Below are 18,786 nucleotides of genomic sequence, written 5' to 3'. Positions count from 1 at the left end.
TCGGAGGCCCGACCGCTCGTCGCCATCGCGAGAGAAACCATATTCGGGACCGAGAACGCCCGTCGAAGTGCTCGTTCGCAACGCGGGAAGGGGTATTTATAGTCAATCGCCGTTGTGGGACATTCGGCTAGCCGCGATCGGAGTCTTCGCGCGCATTAAGCCGGGAATTCTTAGGAGCAATCGGTGAACAACAAAGTATATACCGCCACCAAGTCCCATTATGCCATCCGCCGAATTGCTTGACCACGACATCGTCGACCTCTTTCACAATCTCTTCGAGACAACAACCGAGCCGATCCTCGTGGTTAATCCATCACGGACCGAGTTCAATGGTCTGATTACGGCCGCCATAGAGTTCGAGGGAGATCTCTCCGAACTGCGCGTGCTCACGGACGAGCAGACGCCGAAGGACATCTTCGACGACTTCGTCACCGCGGGCCACGCTGCCGACCTGATGGCCGACGGGCGGCTGTCGCCACGGTCGACGGAAGACGTCGCCCGGAGTTCGCTGCTGATCACGGCGGACCAGGCCATACCGCTCGTCGAGGTGGAGGGAGACGTGACGGGGTTCCAGTCGGACGACCCGGAACTGGTTGAGCGAATGCGAACGGTGTTCTCGGAGGAGTGGGAGAACGCCGACGAAGTCACGCTCCGGACGCCTCCGCTGTCACAGGTTCGGGAGACGATGCGGGAAGACATCGGGGAGGACGCGGCCGACGATTTCGACCAGATTCTCGACGCAGTCGAGACCGTAGACAGCGACAGTGACCTCGACGAGGTGACCATTTGCTTGCTCGTTGCTGCGAGAAACGAGGTGTTGCTCTACGACATCAGCAAGTGGGGCGAAGACGTCAGCCTCGCGAGCAAGGCGACGTTCTCGCGCACGAAGACGAGACTGGAGGACAACGGGATCATCGACACCGAAAAGGTCCCCATCGAGGTCGGACGCCCGCGTCTCAGGCTACGCTTCGCGGACGAACAACTCCAGGACGCGGGCATCGACGAGATGCTCTCGGAAGTGCGAACCCAACTGGAAGCGTAGGCCCGTCCGAATCGGAGCAGCCGTCGAACGGCGACTGGAGGTCGTTCTCTCCGGGACGTTGCCGTTGGACACGACCCCGTGAGGACTACCGTTGGCGACCAGCGTGGACCGGACCGTGTGAAAGCGGCAAAACGAGTCGACGGCGTCGGTGGTCGCTACCGTGATTCGTCACCACCGTGGACGCCTTCTGCACCGACCGAAGTCACGGTCGACGATTCGTTTCTCTCTTCGCCAGCGATTACTGACCCGACCGAACTCCTCGTCGGTCACGCCGCCGTCTCGTTCGCGGCATCTGTCACGGTCGCCCCTGCCTCGGTCGTTTCCGCGGCCTCGGTCGCCGTGGTTTCACCGGCGGCTTCGGTAGTTGCCGCAGCGGTCGTCTCTTCGGGTTCCTCGGTCGCCTCTTCAGGTGCCTCGGTCGTCTCCGTGGCGGCCGGCGCCGCGGTCGTGGTCGTTCCGGCGGCCTCGGTAGTGGCGTTCGCCGCTTCCGTCGCCGTCGCAGCGGGCGTCGTGGTCACATTCGCCGCAGCGGTAGTCGTCGTCTCGTTGAACTCCGCTCCGACGACGACGTCGCCGGCGGAGGCAATCCGTGCCGTGGCCTCGTCGACGGATCCGTTGTTAGCGGCAATGCTCACGAAGTCGAAGTCGGGCTCGGTCCCCTCCGCGATGGACTCCACGTCCGGTTGCGACTGGCCGGTCGTCACCTGCTCAACGGTGAGCGATCCGATAGTGAGCTGTTCGAGTTGGACCTGGTCGACGACGGCAGTACCGAAGCTCTCGTTTCCGTTGGCCGTCGTCTCGTTCGCCATCTCCGTCGTCGTCTGGTTGTCCGTTTCGTTCGCCGTCTCCGTCCGGGTGGTCGTCGTCTCCGTCGTGGCTCCGGTCTGGAACTCCTCAACGACGACCGTATCGACGGTGACCTGCCGGATCAACATCTGCCGGAAGGATGCGTTTTCGACCGCGATGTTTCCAGCGGACTGCTGTCTACCTGAAAGATTCGTCCCGTTGACGCTCTCGAGACTGGCGTTCGCAAGCGTCAACTGTTCGAGACGAACGTCCGTAATCATGACGCCCGTGAGCGTCCGGCCTTTGTCTCGAAGCTGTATCTCGTTCGCCTGTATCGTCCCTATCGTCGCGTTCTCGACCGTCGCGTTCCCGACCTGAAGTCGGTCGACGGTCACGTCCTGGAGCGTGACGCCCTCCCGCGCTTGTCCGGATTGGGCCGCCGCTGTCGAAGCACCTGCGACGCTCGTGAGCATCAACAGCGCCGTTACGACCGCTACACTGCGTTGAACGTTCCATCTCATCCCCACGACGGTACCGCGATGGGGTCAATAAACGAGGAGGATGGTTTCGCTCGATTCATCTTTTCGACGCCTGCCTATCACCATCGAACGAGGATTACTCGACCGAATCGTCGGCGTATCTCGACGTAGTTCGGAGCGTGTCGCGAGCCACCCGTCCGGAATCATCGGAGTCGTGCGAGCCCGTCCGTGTCACGTTCGTAACGGAGAAGGACGCTCTTCGACGGCGTCGACGCTGGGCAGGTTCCATACGTGGCGATCTGCGTTCGATGTCGTCAGCACGGTTCGGCCGTGAAAGGAGCGCTTTTTACGGTAACCGCTCTCTGAAAGAGAAGATTAAGAGTCCCCAGAGGGACCCTGTACGGTTAGTTGCATCCTGTAGGTAGCGGTTCGACGCGGGAAGGGAGAGCCTATTCCGTTAGTATCGTGCTCATAACAATTAAGGCATCACTACCATTTGGAGCTGGAATCATGCAATTATCCGGCTTCGGCCTCTCGGACTATAAGCAACTGTTGAGGACGGCACTCGACCAAGGGTACGAGTTCTACACCGTGGCCGAGTACTTCGACACGACTACCCTAGATACGCCCTCCATCGTGCTCCGGCACGACGTGGACCGCCGCGTCCACAACGCTGTCGCACTGGCCGAGGTGGAAACCGACCTGGGAATCGACGCCACCTACTACTTCCGGACGAGTACGTTCGACCCCGACCTCGCCGAATCGATGGAGGCGGACGGTCACGAAATCGGCTATCACTACGAGGACTTGGCGAACGAACGCGGTGACGTGCGACGAGCACACGCCCGGTTCGCCGCCAACTTGGCGTCGTTTCGCCAGCACGTTACCGTCGACACGATCTGCTCTCACGGGAGTCCGCTCTCTCCCCACCTGAACACGGATCTGTGGGAAGGTACCCGGACGCCGGCGGACTACGATCTCACCGGGAGAGCGTACGAGGTAGAAGCCGACGACGATGGCACCAGCGAACGGTTGTACTGTTCCGATACCGGCCGCGACTGGAACGTGTCCGTCCCCGGCTTCGGCCACGTTCGTTCGACCGACGACGTGATACGCGCCCTCGAGTCGGGAGCGTGTCAGGACCTATATCTCCTCGCACATCCCAGTCGGTGGGCGACGTCCCACATCCAGTCGGTCGAACGACCGAGCTGGGACATCGCCGCCGAGACCGGGAAAGCTATCGCGAGCGGCGTTCACAACCTACAGCGAACGAGCAGACGATTCGCCGAACGAACGCACGTCGCAGGGGCCGTTCGAGCGATAGCGAGCGCTGCGTCTCCGACCAGGAGCGAGCGTTAGTGAACACTACGTCTCCATCCTGAAGCGAGCGATAGCGAGCAATCGCGGACGTGGCCCAGCGGCGAACCGTCGTCGATTGGATTCGACCAGCCGTCGGGTCGTTGTCCTCCGACGGTGAACGTAATGACCGGAGAGACGAGCGCAACGTCGTTGACGTCTAAACGGACGAAGATCTCGGTGAGGTGGTGTCGGTTACGGACCCGGTTCATCCGTGTCGGTCGAGAAGACGACGGTGACACACACCCCTCGTCCAGAGTGTATTTCTTGGAGGGGAAGGGTGGGGTAGGGGGGTCGAACGAACCACCCATACGGTGATGACTTCAATGAAAACGGGTAGACGAGGGATTTTCTGTCGGATACCGTCGGAGATACCGTCCGCTCGACGAAAACACTGGAGACACCACGAACGGAACATTACGACCGTGCGTTTCGGCCGTTCGGAACGAACAGTCGTTCTCCTCACTATAGAACGAACTGTATAATGAATTATGATACTATGCCACCACATAAAACTTCTAGATCGATTTCTACATCGAGAGGTGAACTTCTACATCGAGGAGTGAGTTGGTCGATAAGTGGGTCCCAATCCTCTCGGTTGTCCCGTCGGTTCGACTGTCCCACCTGGACGGCGTATGGTTGCTTCCACGATAGAGCTGTACTCGTTCGGGCTAATACCCCAACAACGACGGTCAGGATGACGTTACGTACGGCGAGTATTTCCTCGAGACGACTGCCTCGAACGATGGCTAGACTACTCCGAACGACGGTCGGATGGCGACCGCCTGCACGGACAGTGCCTACCTTCGTCGCGTTTCACTCTGGACGAGGAGTGTGTGTTTGTGTGATAAGGGGGGGCGTACCGGCGAGAGGGAAACGCGTACTGGCAACACGAGACGTGGGGGCGACGAGGGGAACGTACTGGCGAGAGAGAACGGATCGTCACTTTGTCGCACTCCAGCCAACCGAACCCGTCCACCGTATCTATCCGAGTAAACCCGGTGAGGAACGAGAAGAACGACGTCTCCTCACGGCACGTGCTAGACGACATTGACGAGTGGCGTGAGGACCGAACTCTCTTCGACCGCTGTAACAGTACACTCTGTATCGGGGGTGTCCCGGACGAATCACAGTGGCGGATGACGACCGCGAATCGGTCGGCCTTTCACTTTGGACGAGGGGTGTGGCAGGTTCGTTAGTCCGATACACTCTGGACGAGGGGTGTGGCCAGCGCTCCGGTTCTCGCAATCGTCCTCGATTCGACGTTCGTCGGTGACTGCGTTTTCACTCTGGACCAGGGGTGGGTCGCGCCGAGAGCTCGCGAGGGATTTCCGCGTCGGTCGACCACCGCGACGTCCATCGGAATACAGTCTGGACGAGGGGTGTGCGGTAACGAAGCTGCGAGTCAGAAATTCTAAACCTCGACGATTCGCCCGCTGTATTTACGGGAGATACACTCTGGCCGAGGAGGGAGTAGTTTTTTATACAATAGCGATAGGACATGAAGTATGACCGACGACCCCGCACGTCTCTCCGACGTCGACGATCCTTTCGAGGATCCGTCGGAGGATCCCCTGTTCAACTGGGACGAGGACGAGGCCGTCCACACGTCGATTTTCGAACGAAAAGAACTGCTGAAAGTCGGTCACGTCCCGGAGAGCAACCGGATCGTCGGCCGCAACAGCGAAATCGAAGCAGTCGCCGCCGAACTCCGCCCTATCGTCCGCACCGAACCGCCGAACAACGTGATGATCTACGGGAAAACGGGAACGGGCAAGTCGCTCGTCACGTCACCGAACGTGCACGCCGGGCCGCCGTCGCTCAGGACGTCTCGGTCGGCACCGTGTACGTTGACTGTGCACAGCACAACACCCAGACCCGCGTCGCACGGACTATCACTCGCGACCTCAACGACGAGGCCCGAACCGACTTTTCCATTCCCAGGGCAGGCATCGGCAGCGGTGAGTACTACGATTATCTCTGGGAGATTCTCGACGCGGTCTACGATGCCGTCGTGATAATTCTCGACGAGGTGGACAGACTCGAAGACGACGACGTGCTGATGCAACTCTCGCGCGCACGCGAATCCGGAAAGGCCGACTGTCATCTCGGTATCGTGGCGATCAGCAACAAGATCGAGTATCGGGACGAACTGAACGAGCGCGTCAAGAGTAGCCTCCGCGAGGAGGAGTTCGTCTTCCAGCCGTACGACGCCAATCAACTCCGGGACATCATGAACCATCGTCGCGACGCGTTCAAAGACGGCGTTCTCACGGACGAAGTCATTCCCCTCACTGCCGCGTTCGCCGCCCAGGAGCACGGTGACGCTCGAAAGGCGATCGAGATCCTCCGTCACGCTGGTGAACTCGCCGAACGCCAGGGCGACGAGCAGGTGTCCGAAGACCACGTCCGCGAAGCCCAGGAGTGGGCCGAGATCGATCGCTTCGAAGAACTCCTTCGGGGATCGACGACCCAGGTAAAGTTCAACCTCTACGCCCTCGGTCGTCTTACGAAGGAGAACTCCAGAGACGAGTTCTCGACGAGTGAGATCTACGAGCGCTATCAGGTCGTTTGCAAGCAGCTCAGCGTCAACATTCTCGGTGAACACCGCGTCTACGAACTGCTAAAGGAACAAGCGTTCCTCGGCGTCGTCGAGTCGACGCGGACGGGCGGCGGTCGAGGGCAGGGAAGCTACCTGGTGCATCGACTCGTGAAAGACACCGACGTCGTGTTGAAGGCCGTGCTCCGGGACAGTCAGCTAGAAGAGCTCGCGTGACGATATCTCATCTCACCGGCGAAACCCGATTCCTCTCTCGTCTACGACCAGCAGCAAAAGACATAGTCAGCGACTAATTTCCAGCCGTCCAGCGTGCCGGAAGAGAAATAGCGATAGTCCTTTCTCAGCTTCCTGCGTTCCCGAATCGTACAACCCCTGTGAATCGCAGAATGCTCGAGATTCTAACGAAGATCACGAATCGTCAACGTCTCGAACATCGTTGAACGTATTTGTGTCCTCAGCGAGAGTTGTCCGACGTTTACACTTCGTACGAAATTCTCAGTTCGAAGGATGTCTAAAAGTCTTCAGAATCGTAAGATTCGCACGATTCTATCGAAGTATGTTCACTCACCCTTTCCGGTGGATTTGGCCGAGAATTTCGCGAGGCTCGGGAATCGTAAGCGGTTCAAGAATCGTAAACCGTTCGAGCATCGTAAACTTCGTCTCGGCTTCTTGACCGGCCGTCTTCGAGTTCAGGAGCGTCGAAAGTGGCCGCATGTGGTGCAGTTACAGCGCTGAGAGTTCGCAAAATTCGTGGAGTTCGTCAACGTCGCACGATTCGTAACGTAACTGAACTGCAGAGTAGGCCTGTTTACCGCCGACGTTTCGCCCTTCCCATGGGAATCGTGAGATGGATCTCCTACACCAGTTACGAATCGTACGATTCTCACAGTCCGTACGACGTTCACAACTCGCGCAGTGTGCAAATCGTAGATGTCGTACCAGCTCGGAGAGTCGAACGGCGAGTGTAACAGGCCGTGGTCGGTGATCGTTAACTGTCGACCTACTCTTCGTCGATATCGATTCCGCGACTGTCGAGGACTAATCGTGCGAGCTCGTCGGGGTTTTCGGCGGCGAGACGGACCATGGCGTCGTGGACTTCCCGGGAGGTTACGTCGCGAACATCGTGGTCGCGGAGGACGCGGGTCATCTCAAGGTCCCGGCCGTCCTCGAATGACTGCCAGGACTGCTCGCGGGTGTAGATACTGCGGCGCAGATCCGAGGAGAACTCGAACGCCGGCGTCGACCGTGGGTCCTGGGTCGTTCCCTGCTCGCTTTCTGTCCGCGCTTCCCCGTCCGTGGTCGTCTTCGACGTCTCTTCCTCCGGTTCTTCCTGTTCGGCGACTGCGTCCTCGAGGTCGTCGAATGCACCCGTCATTCCCGAACCACCTCGCCCCGCTCGACGATCTGTGACAGTTCGGCGTACGCCGATAGCTGGTCGCACGACTCCTCGTAATCGCGGAGCGGGAGCCCCTCGTCGTGCGCCCGGTCGATCGCCGACCGATGTCTGATGCCGGGGAGGTCGTCGTCGTAGCTTCCGTTCTCGAGTGCAGCCCAGTCGTCGTCGGTAAGGCGGGCGTAGTTGGGGACGAGTTTGGCCACTGCTTCCCGAGAGTTGATCTCCTCGAGGAGGGCGCGGTCACGCGTGTCGTAGTCGATGCGGTTCTCCAGATCGGTCGGCGTCACCGCCAGGATGTCGAGCTCGAAGTATTCCCGCGCTTGCATGACGAGGCGCTGGACGGTGCTCGTGAGTCCACTCTCGTAACCGCTTTCGGCGCGCAGCGGGATGATGATGTTTCCGGTCGCGTACATCGCGTTGTCGTTGAGCTTGCCGCGGTTCGCCGGGCAGTCGACGACGATGTATTCGTACTCGTCGCCGAGCAGGGGGTCGACGAGATTCTCTTTCAATCGCGTCGTCCCCATCGTCGCTTCTTTCAGGCCGCTCTGGACGTCCTCGAGTGCTTCGTGTGCGGGGAAGATGTCGAGCCCGCCGACCACTGACTCGATGTACTGTTTCGGGTCTTCGCTGCCGATGAGGACCGCTTCTGCGTGATTTTCGTCGGCCTGATACTGGTCGCCGTATCCGAGATTCTGGCTCATGTGTCCGTTGTCGTCGAGGTCGACGACAAGTGCAGAGCCGTTACGGTGTGCGAGCTCTCGTGCGAGATTGAGCGCCGTCGTCGTCTTGCCGAATCCGCCTTTGAGTACGCCGACGGACACCGCCCGCGATTCACGTTCGTCAGTATTCTCGTTTGTCATGTGTACCTCCTGTCCTCCGGGTGGAGTTCGCGAACTCCAGCTGTTCTACGAACTGCTAGACTCGTACGATTCGTAGGCATTGTACACCTAGCCGGTGACTCTGTCGTAACCCACGCACGGACCCTATTTAAGAATTGTGCGACTCGTATACATCGTATAATTTCTCGGCATCGCACGATTCGTGAGAGTCGTAAACATCGAAATTACCGGGGGACCAGTGTCGTGGAATTCGCCGCTGTGTCCCTCTAACAATTCGAGGAAAGGGAGTCACGTCCACGATGACGGCCTCGTTCGTCGACGACCACCTCGCACGTCACGGTCGTCTCCGGAGGTACCCGTCGAACTGTAACGGTTCCTGGAGTTATATGGAATCGCACAGTTCGTCCGATTCCTGGGAATCGCAGACATCCATAGAATCGTGACATGACGACGAACCCATATCCCGATGGACGAGCCGCGTTCTTTGCGGACTCGTCCAGTCACGGGAGAGTCACGTCCGAACCCTCCTGACCTATCTCGTTGTCCCAACATGAGACGAGGCGCTCGCCGTCTACCAGTCGGAGTCGGACGGAACCCCCCGTTGATACGCGGCTCTATGCTTCGTGATTACCGCCGCCGGCCGACGAGGGAGGGACGATTCGACGCGAAGGACAGCGATGGCGAGAACGTCTCCTGGTACTGGATCGTGACGCAAGTGGTGAACGGCGACATCCCGGCGTTCGGACCGGCTCTGCTATCCTCGTACGTCGGAGCCGGCCCTCGCTCGGTGCGACTCACGGACGACGATGCGAGAACGGAACCGGAGGGTACGGAGGCAGTGGGCTGGCGACCGACCCGCCGGAGCATCTGCCACGGGAACCGCAGTCTTTCGGCAAAGCCGGAACCGTCGGACGTCGAACTCTCGTGAAATTCTGCTGTCGCTTCTATCAGCGACGACCATCGAACCTTCGTTTCTCCTGTGGCCCCACCGCCCCGCGCTTTTAAACTACATACCGCTATATCAATGTGGGCGCGGTAGTCCGCTGACTGCGGTAGAGGAGCCGGTCCGTCGTTCGGTGAGTTCACGTTCGAGTATCGCCGCTACGGCGAGGAGGACGTGCGAACCTTCGTGACGGGAGGCCATCGCTCTCTCCTCGGTCACTTGCTCGAAGGTCCCCGAGAACTGTTACACTTCTATATCTGTAACGAGCTCCTCCGGGACGTTCCGTACCGTCCTGGGGTGACCTGGGGTTCCGCCACCGCGAATGGTCGGGACCTGCCGTCCGTCTTCGAAACAGTCAAAGGTGTAACGTGAGCTACTGTGAGGTATGAGCAAGAATTCAGGTACTCGAAGCAAGGTCCAGCGGGTAATCGACGAGTACGAACTGGCGGGGATGGGCGAGCAACTCGAAGCGTACTGGACGGGCAACGACGAGGAGGAGTACAGCCTCCGCGAACTGGCTGACGTCTTCAATCGGGCCGTGCTACGCGCAGCGCTGGACCAGGCAGGTGCCTCGCCGCTGGAGGGCGAAGTCGAGAACACGTACCGCCTGTTGACGGACGACTCGGTGAGCAGCGGGGTGCGGACTGAAACGAGGAACGCGCTCGCGCGTGACGGCGTCGCCGTTGAGGAACTCGAAGACGACTTCGTCACCCATCAGGCGATCCACACGTACCTGACGAAACATCGCGGCGTGAGCTACGAGTCGAACGCGGACGAGACGGATCAGGTGGAGAAGAGCGCCGAAACCGTACAGCGATTGCGGACGAGAACTGCAGCCGTCACGGAGACAACGCTCGAGAACCTCGAGACCACCGACCGCATCACGCTGGGCGACTTCGACGTCATCGTCGACGTGCGCGTGCTCTGTGACACCTGTGGTCAGTCGTACACGGTCGACGAGATCCTCAAAGACGGTGGCTGTGGCTGTCCCCCCTCGGAGTGAAACCAGCTATTACAATATTAGTGGTGTAATGTAGGATGCCGAAGGTCTGTTTTCTCGAACGAGCGGCGCCAGGCCGGTCCGTACGGTCGCGAGACGGGACGAACGTCTTCGACCAGTGCCGTCCGCCCTATCAGCTACGTAGAGAGCCGTGCCATCCCGTTTGCAATCGGCGAACACCGTTGCGAACGGAAAGCAGTGAAGCGAGCCCACGCGTCGGTTGGAGGGCACGGCGGCGAGGCGGCGATACCGACGGGAAGAGCGGTGATACCGGCCGACCGCTACGCTCTTCGGACGCTCCGATGGAGGAACAGTCAGGTAGACGAAGAGGCGTTGGAACCGGACGAACGGCGCGTCAGCGACCGTTTCTCTGGCCGAATCGTGTGACTACGACGCCGTTCACCGTCCACGAATCTCGGTGTCGACCGGTTCCAACGGAAAACGACTCTAGACGGCGGTACTGCCCCTCGAACTGGCGCATCTCGTCACTTTTCGTTCGATTACGTGCGGAAAATCATCGAAATAGCCCTCTCGGGCGCTGTCGCCGCGTATTTGCAATGAGCGAACGACTACACCTGCGTAGCGTTCACTTCGATGACATTGGCTGCACCGCGGACGATCTCGGGCAGTTCTTCCCGGAACCTGTCGCCTTTGAACCGGCTGGTCGGGCCAGAGATGCTGATTGCGCCCTGGATATCGCCGTTTGGATGCGCTATCGGTGCGGCCACGCATCGCAGCCCCTGGAGAATCTCCTCGTCGTCGAACGCGACCTTCTGTTCGCGAATCGCATCCAGTTCTTCGAACAGTTCGTCGCGAGTGGAAACGGTGTTCGGAGTCCGCTGGGGTAACCCCGTTTTGTCGATGATCTCATCGACTCTCGCTCTGGAGAGCTGTGAGAGTATCGCCTTCCCGAGCGCAGTGCAGTGAAGGTCCTTCCGGTTGCCCGTGTACGACGCCGTCTGGATGGCGTTGTCTCCACTCGCCTTGTGGAGGTAGACGCCTTTCCCGTGTTCCTCTATCATGAACTGGGCCACTTCGCCGGTCTCTTCGGCCAGTCGGTCTACCTCCTTCTTCGTTATCTCGTAGATGTCGACGTTCGACTTCGCGTACTCCCCGAAGTCGACGAACCGAAGACTGACCCGGTACTCGTCGCCGCGCTTGACGACGAACTCGTTGTCGACGAGCGTCGCGAGATGGCTGTGCACCGTCGCTTTGGCGATGTCGAGATGGTCGGCCAGTTCGGTGACGCCGGCCCCGTCCAGTTCCCGCAGCGCTTCAAGGATCTCTGTCGTCGTCTGGACGGCCTTCACCCGCCGTCCCTCGCCACTCGGACCGCCGTGCTTGCTCATACGTGGTCGTACTCGACACAGGCCCATATTGTTTGCGACTAGCGAACGTCCCACTCGGGCGTCGGTCGATTGGTCACCGTCCGGTTGCTACCCACTCGACGGCGGCGAAAATCGGTTCGGAAACGGGTCGCAGTCAGGCTCGAGACGCCGATTCGACGGTCTCGGTCGTCCGGCTGTTCTTCACGGCCTCGCCCGTCTCGGTGTCGAAGAGGTGAATCTTGTCCTCCGGAAACTCGACGTCGACGACGTCGCCGGAGGAGAGACGCATCTCTCCACTGACGCTCGCAGTGTACGTCGCATCGCCGATCGTGAGATAGACGTAACTGAGTTCCCCCATGGGTTCGACCACTTCGACTTCGGTCCGAACGGCGTTCTCCACGTTCTCATCGACGATGGCGATGTGTTCGGGGCGGATACCCATCGTCAACCGGTCGGACGCCTGGTCGATGGCGTCGACCGTCTCGCCGGAGATAGCGTAGGTGAACGCTTCGTGTTCCAGAACGTTCCCGCCGCGTTTCACGTCGAAGAAGTTCATCGAGGGTGACCCGATGAACCCTGCGACGAAACGGTTCCTGGGTTTGTGATAGCATTCGAGCGGCGTGCCGAGCTGCTGGAGTTTCCCGTCGTTGAGGACGGCGATGTAATCACCCATCGTCATCGCCTCCGTCTGGTCGTGAGTAACGTAGATGGTGGTCACGTCCATGTCCTGCTGGAGCTGTTGGATCTCGGTGCGCATCGTCGTCCGCAGCTTCGCGTCGAGATTGCTGAGTGGTTCGTCCATCAGGAACACTTCGGGTTCCCGGATGATGGCGCGCCCGAGCGCGACGCGTTGCTGCTGGCCGCCGGAGAGTTCGGAGGGCTTCTTGTCGAGCAACTCCTCGATTTCGAGGAGCGTCGCCGTCTCTTCGACGCGTTCGTCGATTTCGCTTTTGTCGAGGTCGGTCGTGATCTTCAACCCGTAGCCGATGTTCTTCCGAACGGACATGTGCGGGTAGAGCGCGTAGTTCTGGAACACCATCGCCATGTCGCGTTCTTTCGGCTTGAGGTGGGTTATCTCGCGGTCGTCGAGCAGTATTTGTCCCGACGTCACCGTCTCCAGGCCGGCGATACACCGGAGCGTCGTCGACTTGCCGCACCCGGACGGCCCGACGAGGACGAGGAAGTCCCCGTCGTCGACTGTAATGTCGAGGTCGTCGACTGCTACGATTTCGTTCTCTCCCGTGTCGAACACTTTCACCAGGTCTTTGAGTTTTAGCTGTCCCATCGTTCACCTGTTGTCTGTTGTGGCATAGTTTACCAGCCCGGTTAATAAAACCACCTTTCGTCCGCTGGGCTACGCGACGACGATCACGCTACCGTCGTCCACCGTCCACTCGCCGCTCGTCGGCGTCCCGTCGACGCGCTCGAAGGTGGCCCCGTCGACAGCGACCGCGTCCGGCGTCGCTCCGTCGGCCTCGACGGTGACGGCGTCGGCGGTCAGTTCGCCGAGCGAGACGGAGAGCGTCCCGTCCTCGGTGGCGACCGCCACGTCCACGAGTTCGTCGCCGTCCACGTCGTAGAACCGGCCGCTAGCGGCGCCCTCGGCGTCGAGCGTCGCGTCGAGCGTCAGCGACTCCGGCGTCCCCGCCCGTACCGTCTCGGTCGGTTCGCGTCGGGGAACGACGCTACCGGCACGGACGAACATCGGCATGATCTCCAGCGGCGCGTCGACGCCGACGGTCCTCTCTCCCTCGTACCGTTCGTCGGTCCAGAAGTCCACCCATTCGCCCTCGGGGAGGTAGACATCCCGCGTCCCCGACTCCTTGAAGACCGGTGCGACGAGCAGGTCGGTGCCCACGAGGTACTGCGTATCGAGGCGGTGGGTGTTCGGGTCGTCCTGGTACTCCAGGACGAGCGGACGGATTACGGGGAGGCCGGTCCGCGTGGCGATCTCCGCGTACGTGTAGATGTACGGCAACAGCGAGTACCGGACGCGCGAGTACTCGCGGAACACGTCCAGCGCGTCCTCGCCGAACTCCCAGGGCTCCCGGGGCGTGGTCCCGTGGCAGCGAGCGTTGCTCGACAGGAGACCGAACTGCGACCACCGGGCGTAGAGCGCGTCGGTGGGCGTCCCGCGGAACCCGCCGATGTCGTGGCTCCAGTAGGCGATGCCGGATAGCGACGCCGACAGGCCGCCACGCAGCGCCGCGCTCATGCCGTTCCAGGTCGTCTGCGGGTCGCCGCCCCAGTGCATCGGGAACCGCTGGCTCCCCGTCCAGGCCGAGCGACCCCAGACGATGCCCTCGTCTTCGCCGTTGACCTCGCCGACCACCTCGTAGACCGCCTCGTTGTACAGGTAGGGGTAGAGGTTGTGCATCGACTGCCCGTTCTTTCCGTTCGCGAAGACCGCGTCCTCGGGGACGTACTCGCCGTAGTCCGTCTTGAACACGTCCACGCCCATCTCCAGCAGGCTGCGGTGCTTGTCCTTCCACCACTCGACTGCGTCGGGGTCCGTGAAGTCCACGAGCGCTCCCCGGTAGTCGCCCTGGCACGTGTTGTCCATCACGTACGGTTTTCCGGTGCCGTCGGTGACGAAGTACCCCTCTCGTGCCGCTTCGTCGAACGCGTCCGTGCCGACCGGGATGTGAGGATGCTCCCAGAGCGAGAGGTGAAAGCCGTCCTCGTTCAGTCCCTCGATCATCCCTTCGGGGTCGGGGAACTGCTCGGTGTCCCACTCCAGGTCCGTCGAGGAGCGGTCGCGCATCCAGAACGGGTCGAGGTGGAGGACGTCGCTCGGAATCCGCTCCTCGCGCAGTCTGTCGGCGATGGCTTCCAGCTGGTCGCGCGACTCGTAGCCCAGTCGCGACATCCAGGTGCCGAAGCTCCACTTCGGCGGGCGGTTCGGCCGACCGGTGAGCGCGGTGTACCTTCGCAGAACGTCGTCGAACTCGGGACCGTAGAAGAAGACAAACGCGAACGCGTCGTCGGCGACCGAGACCGACGCGCTGGCCGTCGACGTCTTTCCGAAGTCGTAATGGACGCGCGCTGTCGTGTCCACCAGCATCCCGTACCCCTTCGTCGAGAGGTGGAAGGGGACGTTCTTGTACGCTCGCGGCGTCTCCGTGCCGAGCGGTTCCTCATGCCAGAGGTCGATCTCCCGGCCGCGACGGTCGAACTCAACGAACTGCTCGCCCGCCCCGTAGAGCTTCTCGTCCGGGTCGAGACCGAACGCGGTCCCCGTCTCGGCGACGCGTCGGGGGTTGTGGTTGATCTCCTCCTGGGTGACCCCGAGCGGCTCCACGCGCGACCGCGCGAACACGTCCAGGTCACGGCGCTGTTCCCGCAGAATCGATTCGCCGTCGTCCTCGACGCGAAAGCTCCACTCGTCGAGACCGACGACGACCTGGAGCTCGCCCGTGTCGAGGACGAGGTCCCCGTTCGTCTCGGTCGCGTCGAGCGCGAAGTCCTCGGCGACCGCGTCCTCGTCGAACTCGGGGTACTGCCGGTTGGCGCTCACTTCCGGGTTCGCCCGGAGCGCGAATCTGAACGTTCTGGGGTCGTAGAACTCGAGTGTCACGGGGAGCGTGCGCGCCGTCGCCGTCTCCGGCGCGTCGGTCGCACAGTCCAGCGTGACGTCGGTTCCGTCGACGGAGTAGTCGTCGACCGCCGCGACGGTAATGCGTTCGCTCGTCATTGACAGTCGATTTAGGGAGAGTGGCACTATTAAAACTACCCCGTCGCCCCCGGCGCCCGTCGCGGACCCCTTCTCGTCTTCCGTTCTGCCACTGCCGTGACCGCAATCTTTATTCGCCCGTTGCGAAAGAACACACACGATGACGAACGACAAGCCAGACTACCGCATCGCACAGGGCGGTGGCGTTCCCTGGCGCGACATGGGCGTGGAGGAGACCCACCGACCGTCGGAACGGGACGTCGAGATCACTGACGTGAAGACGATGGCCATCGCCGGCAACTTCACGTGGGGCATCGTCAAGGTCGAGACCGACGCCGGCGTCTACGGTCTCGGCGAGACGTTCCGCGCCGAAGCGGCGCTCGACATGGCCGAGCGGATGACCGTCGACCTGGAGGGCGAGAACCCACTCGACACGCACCGACTGCGGGAACTCCTCGAACAGCGCTACACTGGCACGGGTCGCATCGGCCAGGCAGCGTTCACCGCCATCGAGACGGCCTGTTACGACATCAAGGGCAAGATGTTCGACGTCCCCGTCTACGAACTGCTGGGCGGGAAGTACCGCGACAGCATCAAGATTTACTGTGACACGCACGCGGGCGAGTCCCTCGGCGCGGCGGAGAGCCACGACCCGAAGGACGTCTACACGCCGGAGTCCTACGCTCGCGCGGCCCGCGAGGTCGTCGACGAGGGCTTCGACGCCCTGAAGTTCGACCTCGACGTCCCGACCCACGAGACGTACGACGAGGCCAACCGTCGGATGGACAACGAGGCGCTGGAACACAAGGTGTCGCTGGTCGAGGCGGTCCGCGACGAGATCGGCTACGACATCGACCTCGGGATGGACCTCCACTGGAACTTCACCGTCGAGACGGCCGTTCGCCTCGGGAAGAAACTCGAACGGTTCGACCTGGCGTGGCTCGAGGACCCGGTTCCGCCGGAGAAATGGGACGCCCAGAAGCGCGTCACCGAGAAACTCGACCTGCCCGTACTCACGGGCGAGAACCTCGTCACGGTCGACCAGTTCAACAAGGCCGCCCGCCAGGGCATGATGGACATCGCCGCCCCCGACGTGAACAAGTGCGGCGGCCTCGGCGAGTACGTGGACATCGCGACCGTCTGTGACCTCTACGGCATCCCCATCGCCTCGCACAACATCTCGAGCCCTCTCGGTACGGTGGCCGGCGCCCACGTTTCGGCGGCGATTCCCAACTTCCTCTGCATGGAGTGGCACTCCCGCGACGTCCCGTGGTGGAACGAGATGGCCGTCAGGACCGAGGGGAGCGGCCCCATCCTCGAGGACGGGTACGTCGACGTGCCGGAGGGACCGGGTCTCGGCGTGGAACTGAACCGCGACCTGTGCGAGCAGTATCTGACCGACGGCTCCGAACTCATCGTCTGACCTCTCCATGACTCACACCGTAGTCGTCACCGACCACGACTTCGAAGACCTGTCCATCGAGCGGTCCGTCCTCGGCGACCTCGCGGAGATCGTGGAACTCACCGACGACGTCGGCGAAACCGCCGAAGACGTCGAGGAGACGCTCGCGGCCGCCGACGCGGTCATCAACCTCCGCTACGACATCGACGCGGACGCCATCGCCGCGATGGACGACGTCCGGGTCATCTCCCGGTACGGCATCGGCGTCGACAACGTCGACGTAGACGCGGCCGCCGACCGCGACATCCCCGTCACGAACGTCCCCGACTACTGTCTCGAGGAGGTGTCGATGCACGCGCTCACGCTGCTCCTCGCGATGGCCCGCAGCGTCCCCCGCTACGACCGTTCGGTCGAGCGGGGCGAGTGGAACCGAGACGTCGGTGCCCCGGTCCACCGGTTCTCGACACGGACTGTCGGCGTCGTCGGGTACGGCGCTATCGGCCGCGAGGTCGGTTCCCGCGCCGCGTCGCTGGGCGCGGACGTGCTCGCCAGCGACCCGTTCCTCTCCGCGGACGACCTCGAGGACGACCCCGCGGACCTCGTCGCGTTCGAGGAACTGCTCGAACGCGCGGACTTCGTGAGCGTCCACTCGCCGCTGACGGACGACACTCGCGGGCTGTTCGACGCCGAGGCGTTCGCCCGCATGAAGGACTCGGCGTGCCTGGTGAACGTCGCGCGCGGTCCCATCGTCGACGGTGACGCGCTGCTGGACGCGCTGAACGCCAGGGAGGTAGCCGGCGCCGGCCTGGACGTCTTCCCTGACGAACCGCCGGCGACCGACGACCCCCTGCGCGACCACGACCGCGTCGTGGCAACGCCCCACGTCGCCTGGTACTCCGAGGAGGCGAACGAGGAGCGGCGTCGAACGGTCGCCGAAATCGTTGAGTCCGTCCTCGCGGGCGGCGACCCGTGGAACGTCGTCAACGGCGTGGAGTAGCGGCCCCTTTTCCCGCCTGAACCGGCGCGAGAGCGACGCTAGCGATTACTGCGAGTCCGGGCACTGTGCGACTGGAGACGTCTCGGCGACCGGACGGGAGAAAGAGGGCGGCGAGCGGTCAGGCCTTGCCGGTGCCGGCCGTGAGCCCCTCGACGACCTTCCGCTGGAAGAAGAGCATGAACAGCATCAGCGGGACGATGGACATGAACACCGCGGCCGAGATGGTACCCCATGGGTACTGGAACTCGCCCTGATAGGTCGCGATGCCGACCGTGATCGTCCGCATGCTGTCCTCGGTCATGAACGTCAGCGCGAAGAGGAACTCGTTCCACGCGTAGATGAAGACGATGATGGCCGTCGTCGCCATCGCGGGCGCGGAGACGGGGAGGATGATGCGAAAGAGGACGCCGATGCGCGAGAGCCCGTCCATCAGTCCGGCTTCCTCCAGCGAGTCGGGGAGTTCCTTGAAGTACGCCTGGAAGATCCAGACCGCGAACGGAAGCTGGAACGCGGCGTAGGGGATGATGAGACCGACGTAGTCGTTGAGCAGCCCCCACGACCGCGCCAGCGAGAACAGCGGGATGAGCCGGGAGATGAACGGCAACATTGCCGTGCCCAGGATGAGCAGGAGGACGGGTAGCTTGAACCGGAACCGGAGCCGCGAGAGCGCGTACCCGGCGAGCGCACCCAGGATGACGTCGACGATGGCTGTCCCACCGGCGACGATCACGCTATTGAGGAGGTAGCGCATGAACGGCGCGTCCGCGAGCGCCGTCCGGTAGTTCTCGAGCGTCGGGTTCTGCGGCAGGTAGTGGACCGGGAACTGGACGACGTTCGACGGTTGCTTGATGGACGTGAGGAACATCCAGAAGACGGGGAACATCGAGATGGCCGCGATGGTGAGTATCGAGCCGTAGAAGCCCAGTTTCTCCCCGACCTCCTGTAGCGAGTCGACGTCGAACGTACCGCCTGTTTTCGTACTCAT

At 61.9% G+C, this 18,786-nt stretch carries 13 protein-coding genes and 1 pseudogene; 7 read left to right on the top strand and 7 right to left on the bottom strand.

Annotation, left to right across the window (positions count from 1 at the left end):
* Positions 1-220: 220 nt before the first annotated feature.
* Positions 221-1,042, top strand: a complete 822-nt coding sequence (tbsP, locus tag ACRYA2_RS11050; protein WP_433627722.1) for a transcriptional regulator TbsP — start codon at positions 221-223, stop codon at positions 1,040-1,042.
* Between the two features lie 266 nt (positions 1,043-1,308).
* On the opposite strand, the gene ACRYA2_RS11045 is transcribed toward tbsP, so the two are convergent.
* Positions 1,309-2,301: a hypothetical protein gene (locus ACRYA2_RS11045; RefSeq protein WP_433627719.1), complete on the bottom strand. Its 993-nt coding sequence runs from the start codon at positions 2,299-2,301 to the stop codon at positions 1,309-1,311.
* A gap of 516 nt (positions 2,302-2,817) precedes the next feature.
* Between ACRYA2_RS11045 and ACRYA2_RS11040 the strand changes: the two genes are divergently transcribed.
* Together ACRYA2_RS11040 and ACRYA2_RS11035 are read left to right on the top strand one after the other, a co-directional pair.
* Entirely contained in the window at positions 2,818-3,666 is an 849-nt protein-coding gene (locus ACRYA2_RS11040) for a hypothetical protein (protein ID WP_433627717.1), read from the top strand.
* Positions 3,667-5,171: 1,505 nt separating this feature from the next.
* Positions 5,172-6,439, top strand: a pseudogene (locus tag ACRYA2_RS11035) (Cdc6/Cdc18 family protein).
* Positions 6,440-7,223: 784 nt separating this feature from the next.
* On the opposite strand, the gene ACRYA2_RS11030 reads toward ACRYA2_RS11035, so the two are convergent.
* Both ACRYA2_RS11030 and ACRYA2_RS11025 read right to left on the bottom strand, forming a co-directional pair.
* On the bottom strand, positions 7,224-7,598 hold the full coding sequence (locus ACRYA2_RS11030; RefSeq protein WP_433627714.1) for a DUF7970 domain-containing protein: 375 nt from the start codon (positions 7,596-7,598) through the stop codon (positions 7,224-7,226).
* On the bottom strand, positions 7,595-8,479 hold the full coding sequence (locus tag ACRYA2_RS11025; protein ID WP_433627712.1) for a ParA family protein: 885 nt from the start codon (positions 8,477-8,479) through the stop codon (positions 7,595-7,597). Before ACRYA2_RS11025 ends, ACRYA2_RS11030 begins: the two co-directional genes overlap by 4 nt.
* A gap of 595 nt (positions 8,480-9,074) precedes the next feature.
* Here ACRYA2_RS11025 and ACRYA2_RS11020 point away from each other — a divergent pair.
* A complete protein-coding gene (locus ACRYA2_RS11020; RefSeq protein WP_433627709.1) occupies positions 9,075-9,386 on the top strand; it encodes a hypothetical protein in 312 nt (103 codons plus the stop codon).
* Between the two features lie 400 nt (positions 9,387-9,786).
* Entirely contained in the window at positions 9,787-10,404 is a 618-nt protein-coding gene (gene rdfA, locus ACRYA2_RS11015) for a rod-determining factor RdfA (protein ID WP_433627707.1), read from the top strand.
* A gap of 566 nt (positions 10,405-10,970) precedes the next feature.
* Here the strand turns inward: rdfA and ACRYA2_RS11010 are convergent.
* From ACRYA2_RS11010 to yicI, 3 genes are all read right to left on the bottom strand, one after another.
* Complete coding sequence (locus ACRYA2_RS11010; protein ID WP_433627704.1) at positions 10,971-11,750, bottom strand: IclR family transcriptional regulator; 780 nt, start codon at positions 11,748-11,750, stop codon at positions 10,971-10,973.
* 133 nt (positions 11,751-11,883) lie between these two features.
* Positions 11,884-13,014, bottom strand: coding sequence for an ABC transporter ATP-binding protein (locus ACRYA2_RS11005; protein WP_433627701.1), 1,131 nt, complete (start codon positions 13,012-13,014; stop codon positions 11,884-11,886).
* 69 nt (positions 13,015-13,083) lie between these two features.
* Complete coding sequence (gene yicI / locus ACRYA2_RS11000; protein WP_433627698.1) at positions 13,084-15,423, bottom strand: alpha-xylosidase; 2,340 nt, start codon at positions 15,421-15,423, stop codon at positions 13,084-13,086.
* 139 nt (positions 15,424-15,562) lie between these two features.
* Here yicI and ACRYA2_RS10995 point away from each other — a divergent pair, with 139 nt between their 5' ends.
* Positions 15,563-16,825 (top strand): mandelate racemase/muconate lactonizing enzyme family protein, encoded by a 1,263-nt coding sequence (locus ACRYA2_RS10995; protein WP_433627695.1) that lies wholly within the window; start codon positions 15,563-15,565, stop codon positions 16,823-16,825.
* A gap of 7 nt (positions 16,826-16,832) precedes the next feature.
* Positions 16,833-17,801, top strand: a complete 969-nt coding sequence (locus ACRYA2_RS10990; RefSeq protein ID WP_433627693.1) for a C-terminal binding protein — start codon at positions 16,833-16,835, stop codon at positions 17,799-17,801.
* A gap of 118 nt (positions 17,802-17,919) precedes the next feature.
* Here ACRYA2_RS10990 and ACRYA2_RS10985 read toward each other — a convergent pair whose 3' ends face one another.
* On the bottom strand, positions 17,920-18,786 hold the full coding sequence (locus ACRYA2_RS10985; RefSeq protein WP_433627691.1) for a carbohydrate ABC transporter permease: 867 nt from the start codon (positions 18,784-18,786) through the stop codon (positions 17,920-17,922).

The sequence above is a fragment of the Halomicrococcus pelagicus genome, assembly GCF_050954125.1.
The sequence above is the reverse complement of the archived record's forward strand: the minus strand, read 5'-3'. Positions and strand labels throughout refer to the sequence as shown.

Excerpts from the sequence above, each read along its gene's own strand:
- ACRYA2_RS11030 (WP_433627714.1), bottom strand. The coding sequence starts at position 7,598 with ATGACGGGTGCATTCGACGACCTCGAGGACGCAGTCGCCGAACAGGAA.
- tbsP (WP_433627722.1), top strand. The coding sequence starts at position 221 with ATGCCATCCGCCGAATTGCTTGACCACGACATCGTCGACCTCTTTCAC.
- ACRYA2_RS11010 (WP_433627704.1), bottom strand. The coding sequence starts at position 11,750 with ATGAGCAAGCACGGCGGTCCGAGTGGCGAGGGACGGCGGGTGAAGGCC.
- ACRYA2_RS10985 (WP_433627691.1), bottom strand. The coding sequence starts at position 18,786 with ATGAGTACGAAAACAGGCGGTACGTTCGACGTCGACTCGCTACAGGAG.
- ACRYA2_RS11005 (WP_433627701.1), bottom strand. The coding sequence starts at position 13,014 with ATGGGACAGCTAAAACTCAAAGACCTGGTGAAAGTGTTCGACACGGGA.
- rdfA (WP_433627707.1), top strand. The coding sequence starts at position 9,787 with ATGAGCAAGAATTCAGGTACTCGAAGCAAGGTCCAGCGGGTAATCGAC.
- ACRYA2_RS11045 (WP_433627719.1), bottom strand. The coding sequence starts at position 2,301 with ATGCTCACGAGCGTCGCAGGTGCTTCGACAGCGGCGGCCCAATCCGGA.
- ACRYA2_RS11040 (WP_433627717.1), top strand. The coding sequence starts at position 2,818 with ATGCAATTATCCGGCTTCGGCCTCTCGGACTATAAGCAACTGTTGAGG.
- ACRYA2_RS10995 (WP_433627695.1), top strand. The coding sequence starts at position 15,563 with ATGACGAACGACAAGCCAGACTACCGCATCGCACAGGGCGGTGGCGTT.
- ACRYA2_RS10990 (WP_433627693.1), top strand. The coding sequence starts at position 16,833 with ATGACTCACACCGTAGTCGTCACCGACCACGACTTCGAAGACCTGTCC.
- ACRYA2_RS11025 (WP_433627712.1), bottom strand. The coding sequence starts at position 8,479 with ATGACAAACGAGAATACTGACGAACGTGAATCGCGGGCGGTGTCCGTC.
- ACRYA2_RS11020 (WP_433627709.1), top strand. The coding sequence starts at position 9,075 with ATGCTTCGTGATTACCGCCGCCGGCCGACGAGGGAGGGACGATTCGAC.
- yicI (WP_433627698.1), bottom strand. The coding sequence starts at position 15,423 with ATGACGAGCGAACGCATTACCGTCGCGGCGGTCGACGACTACTCCGTC.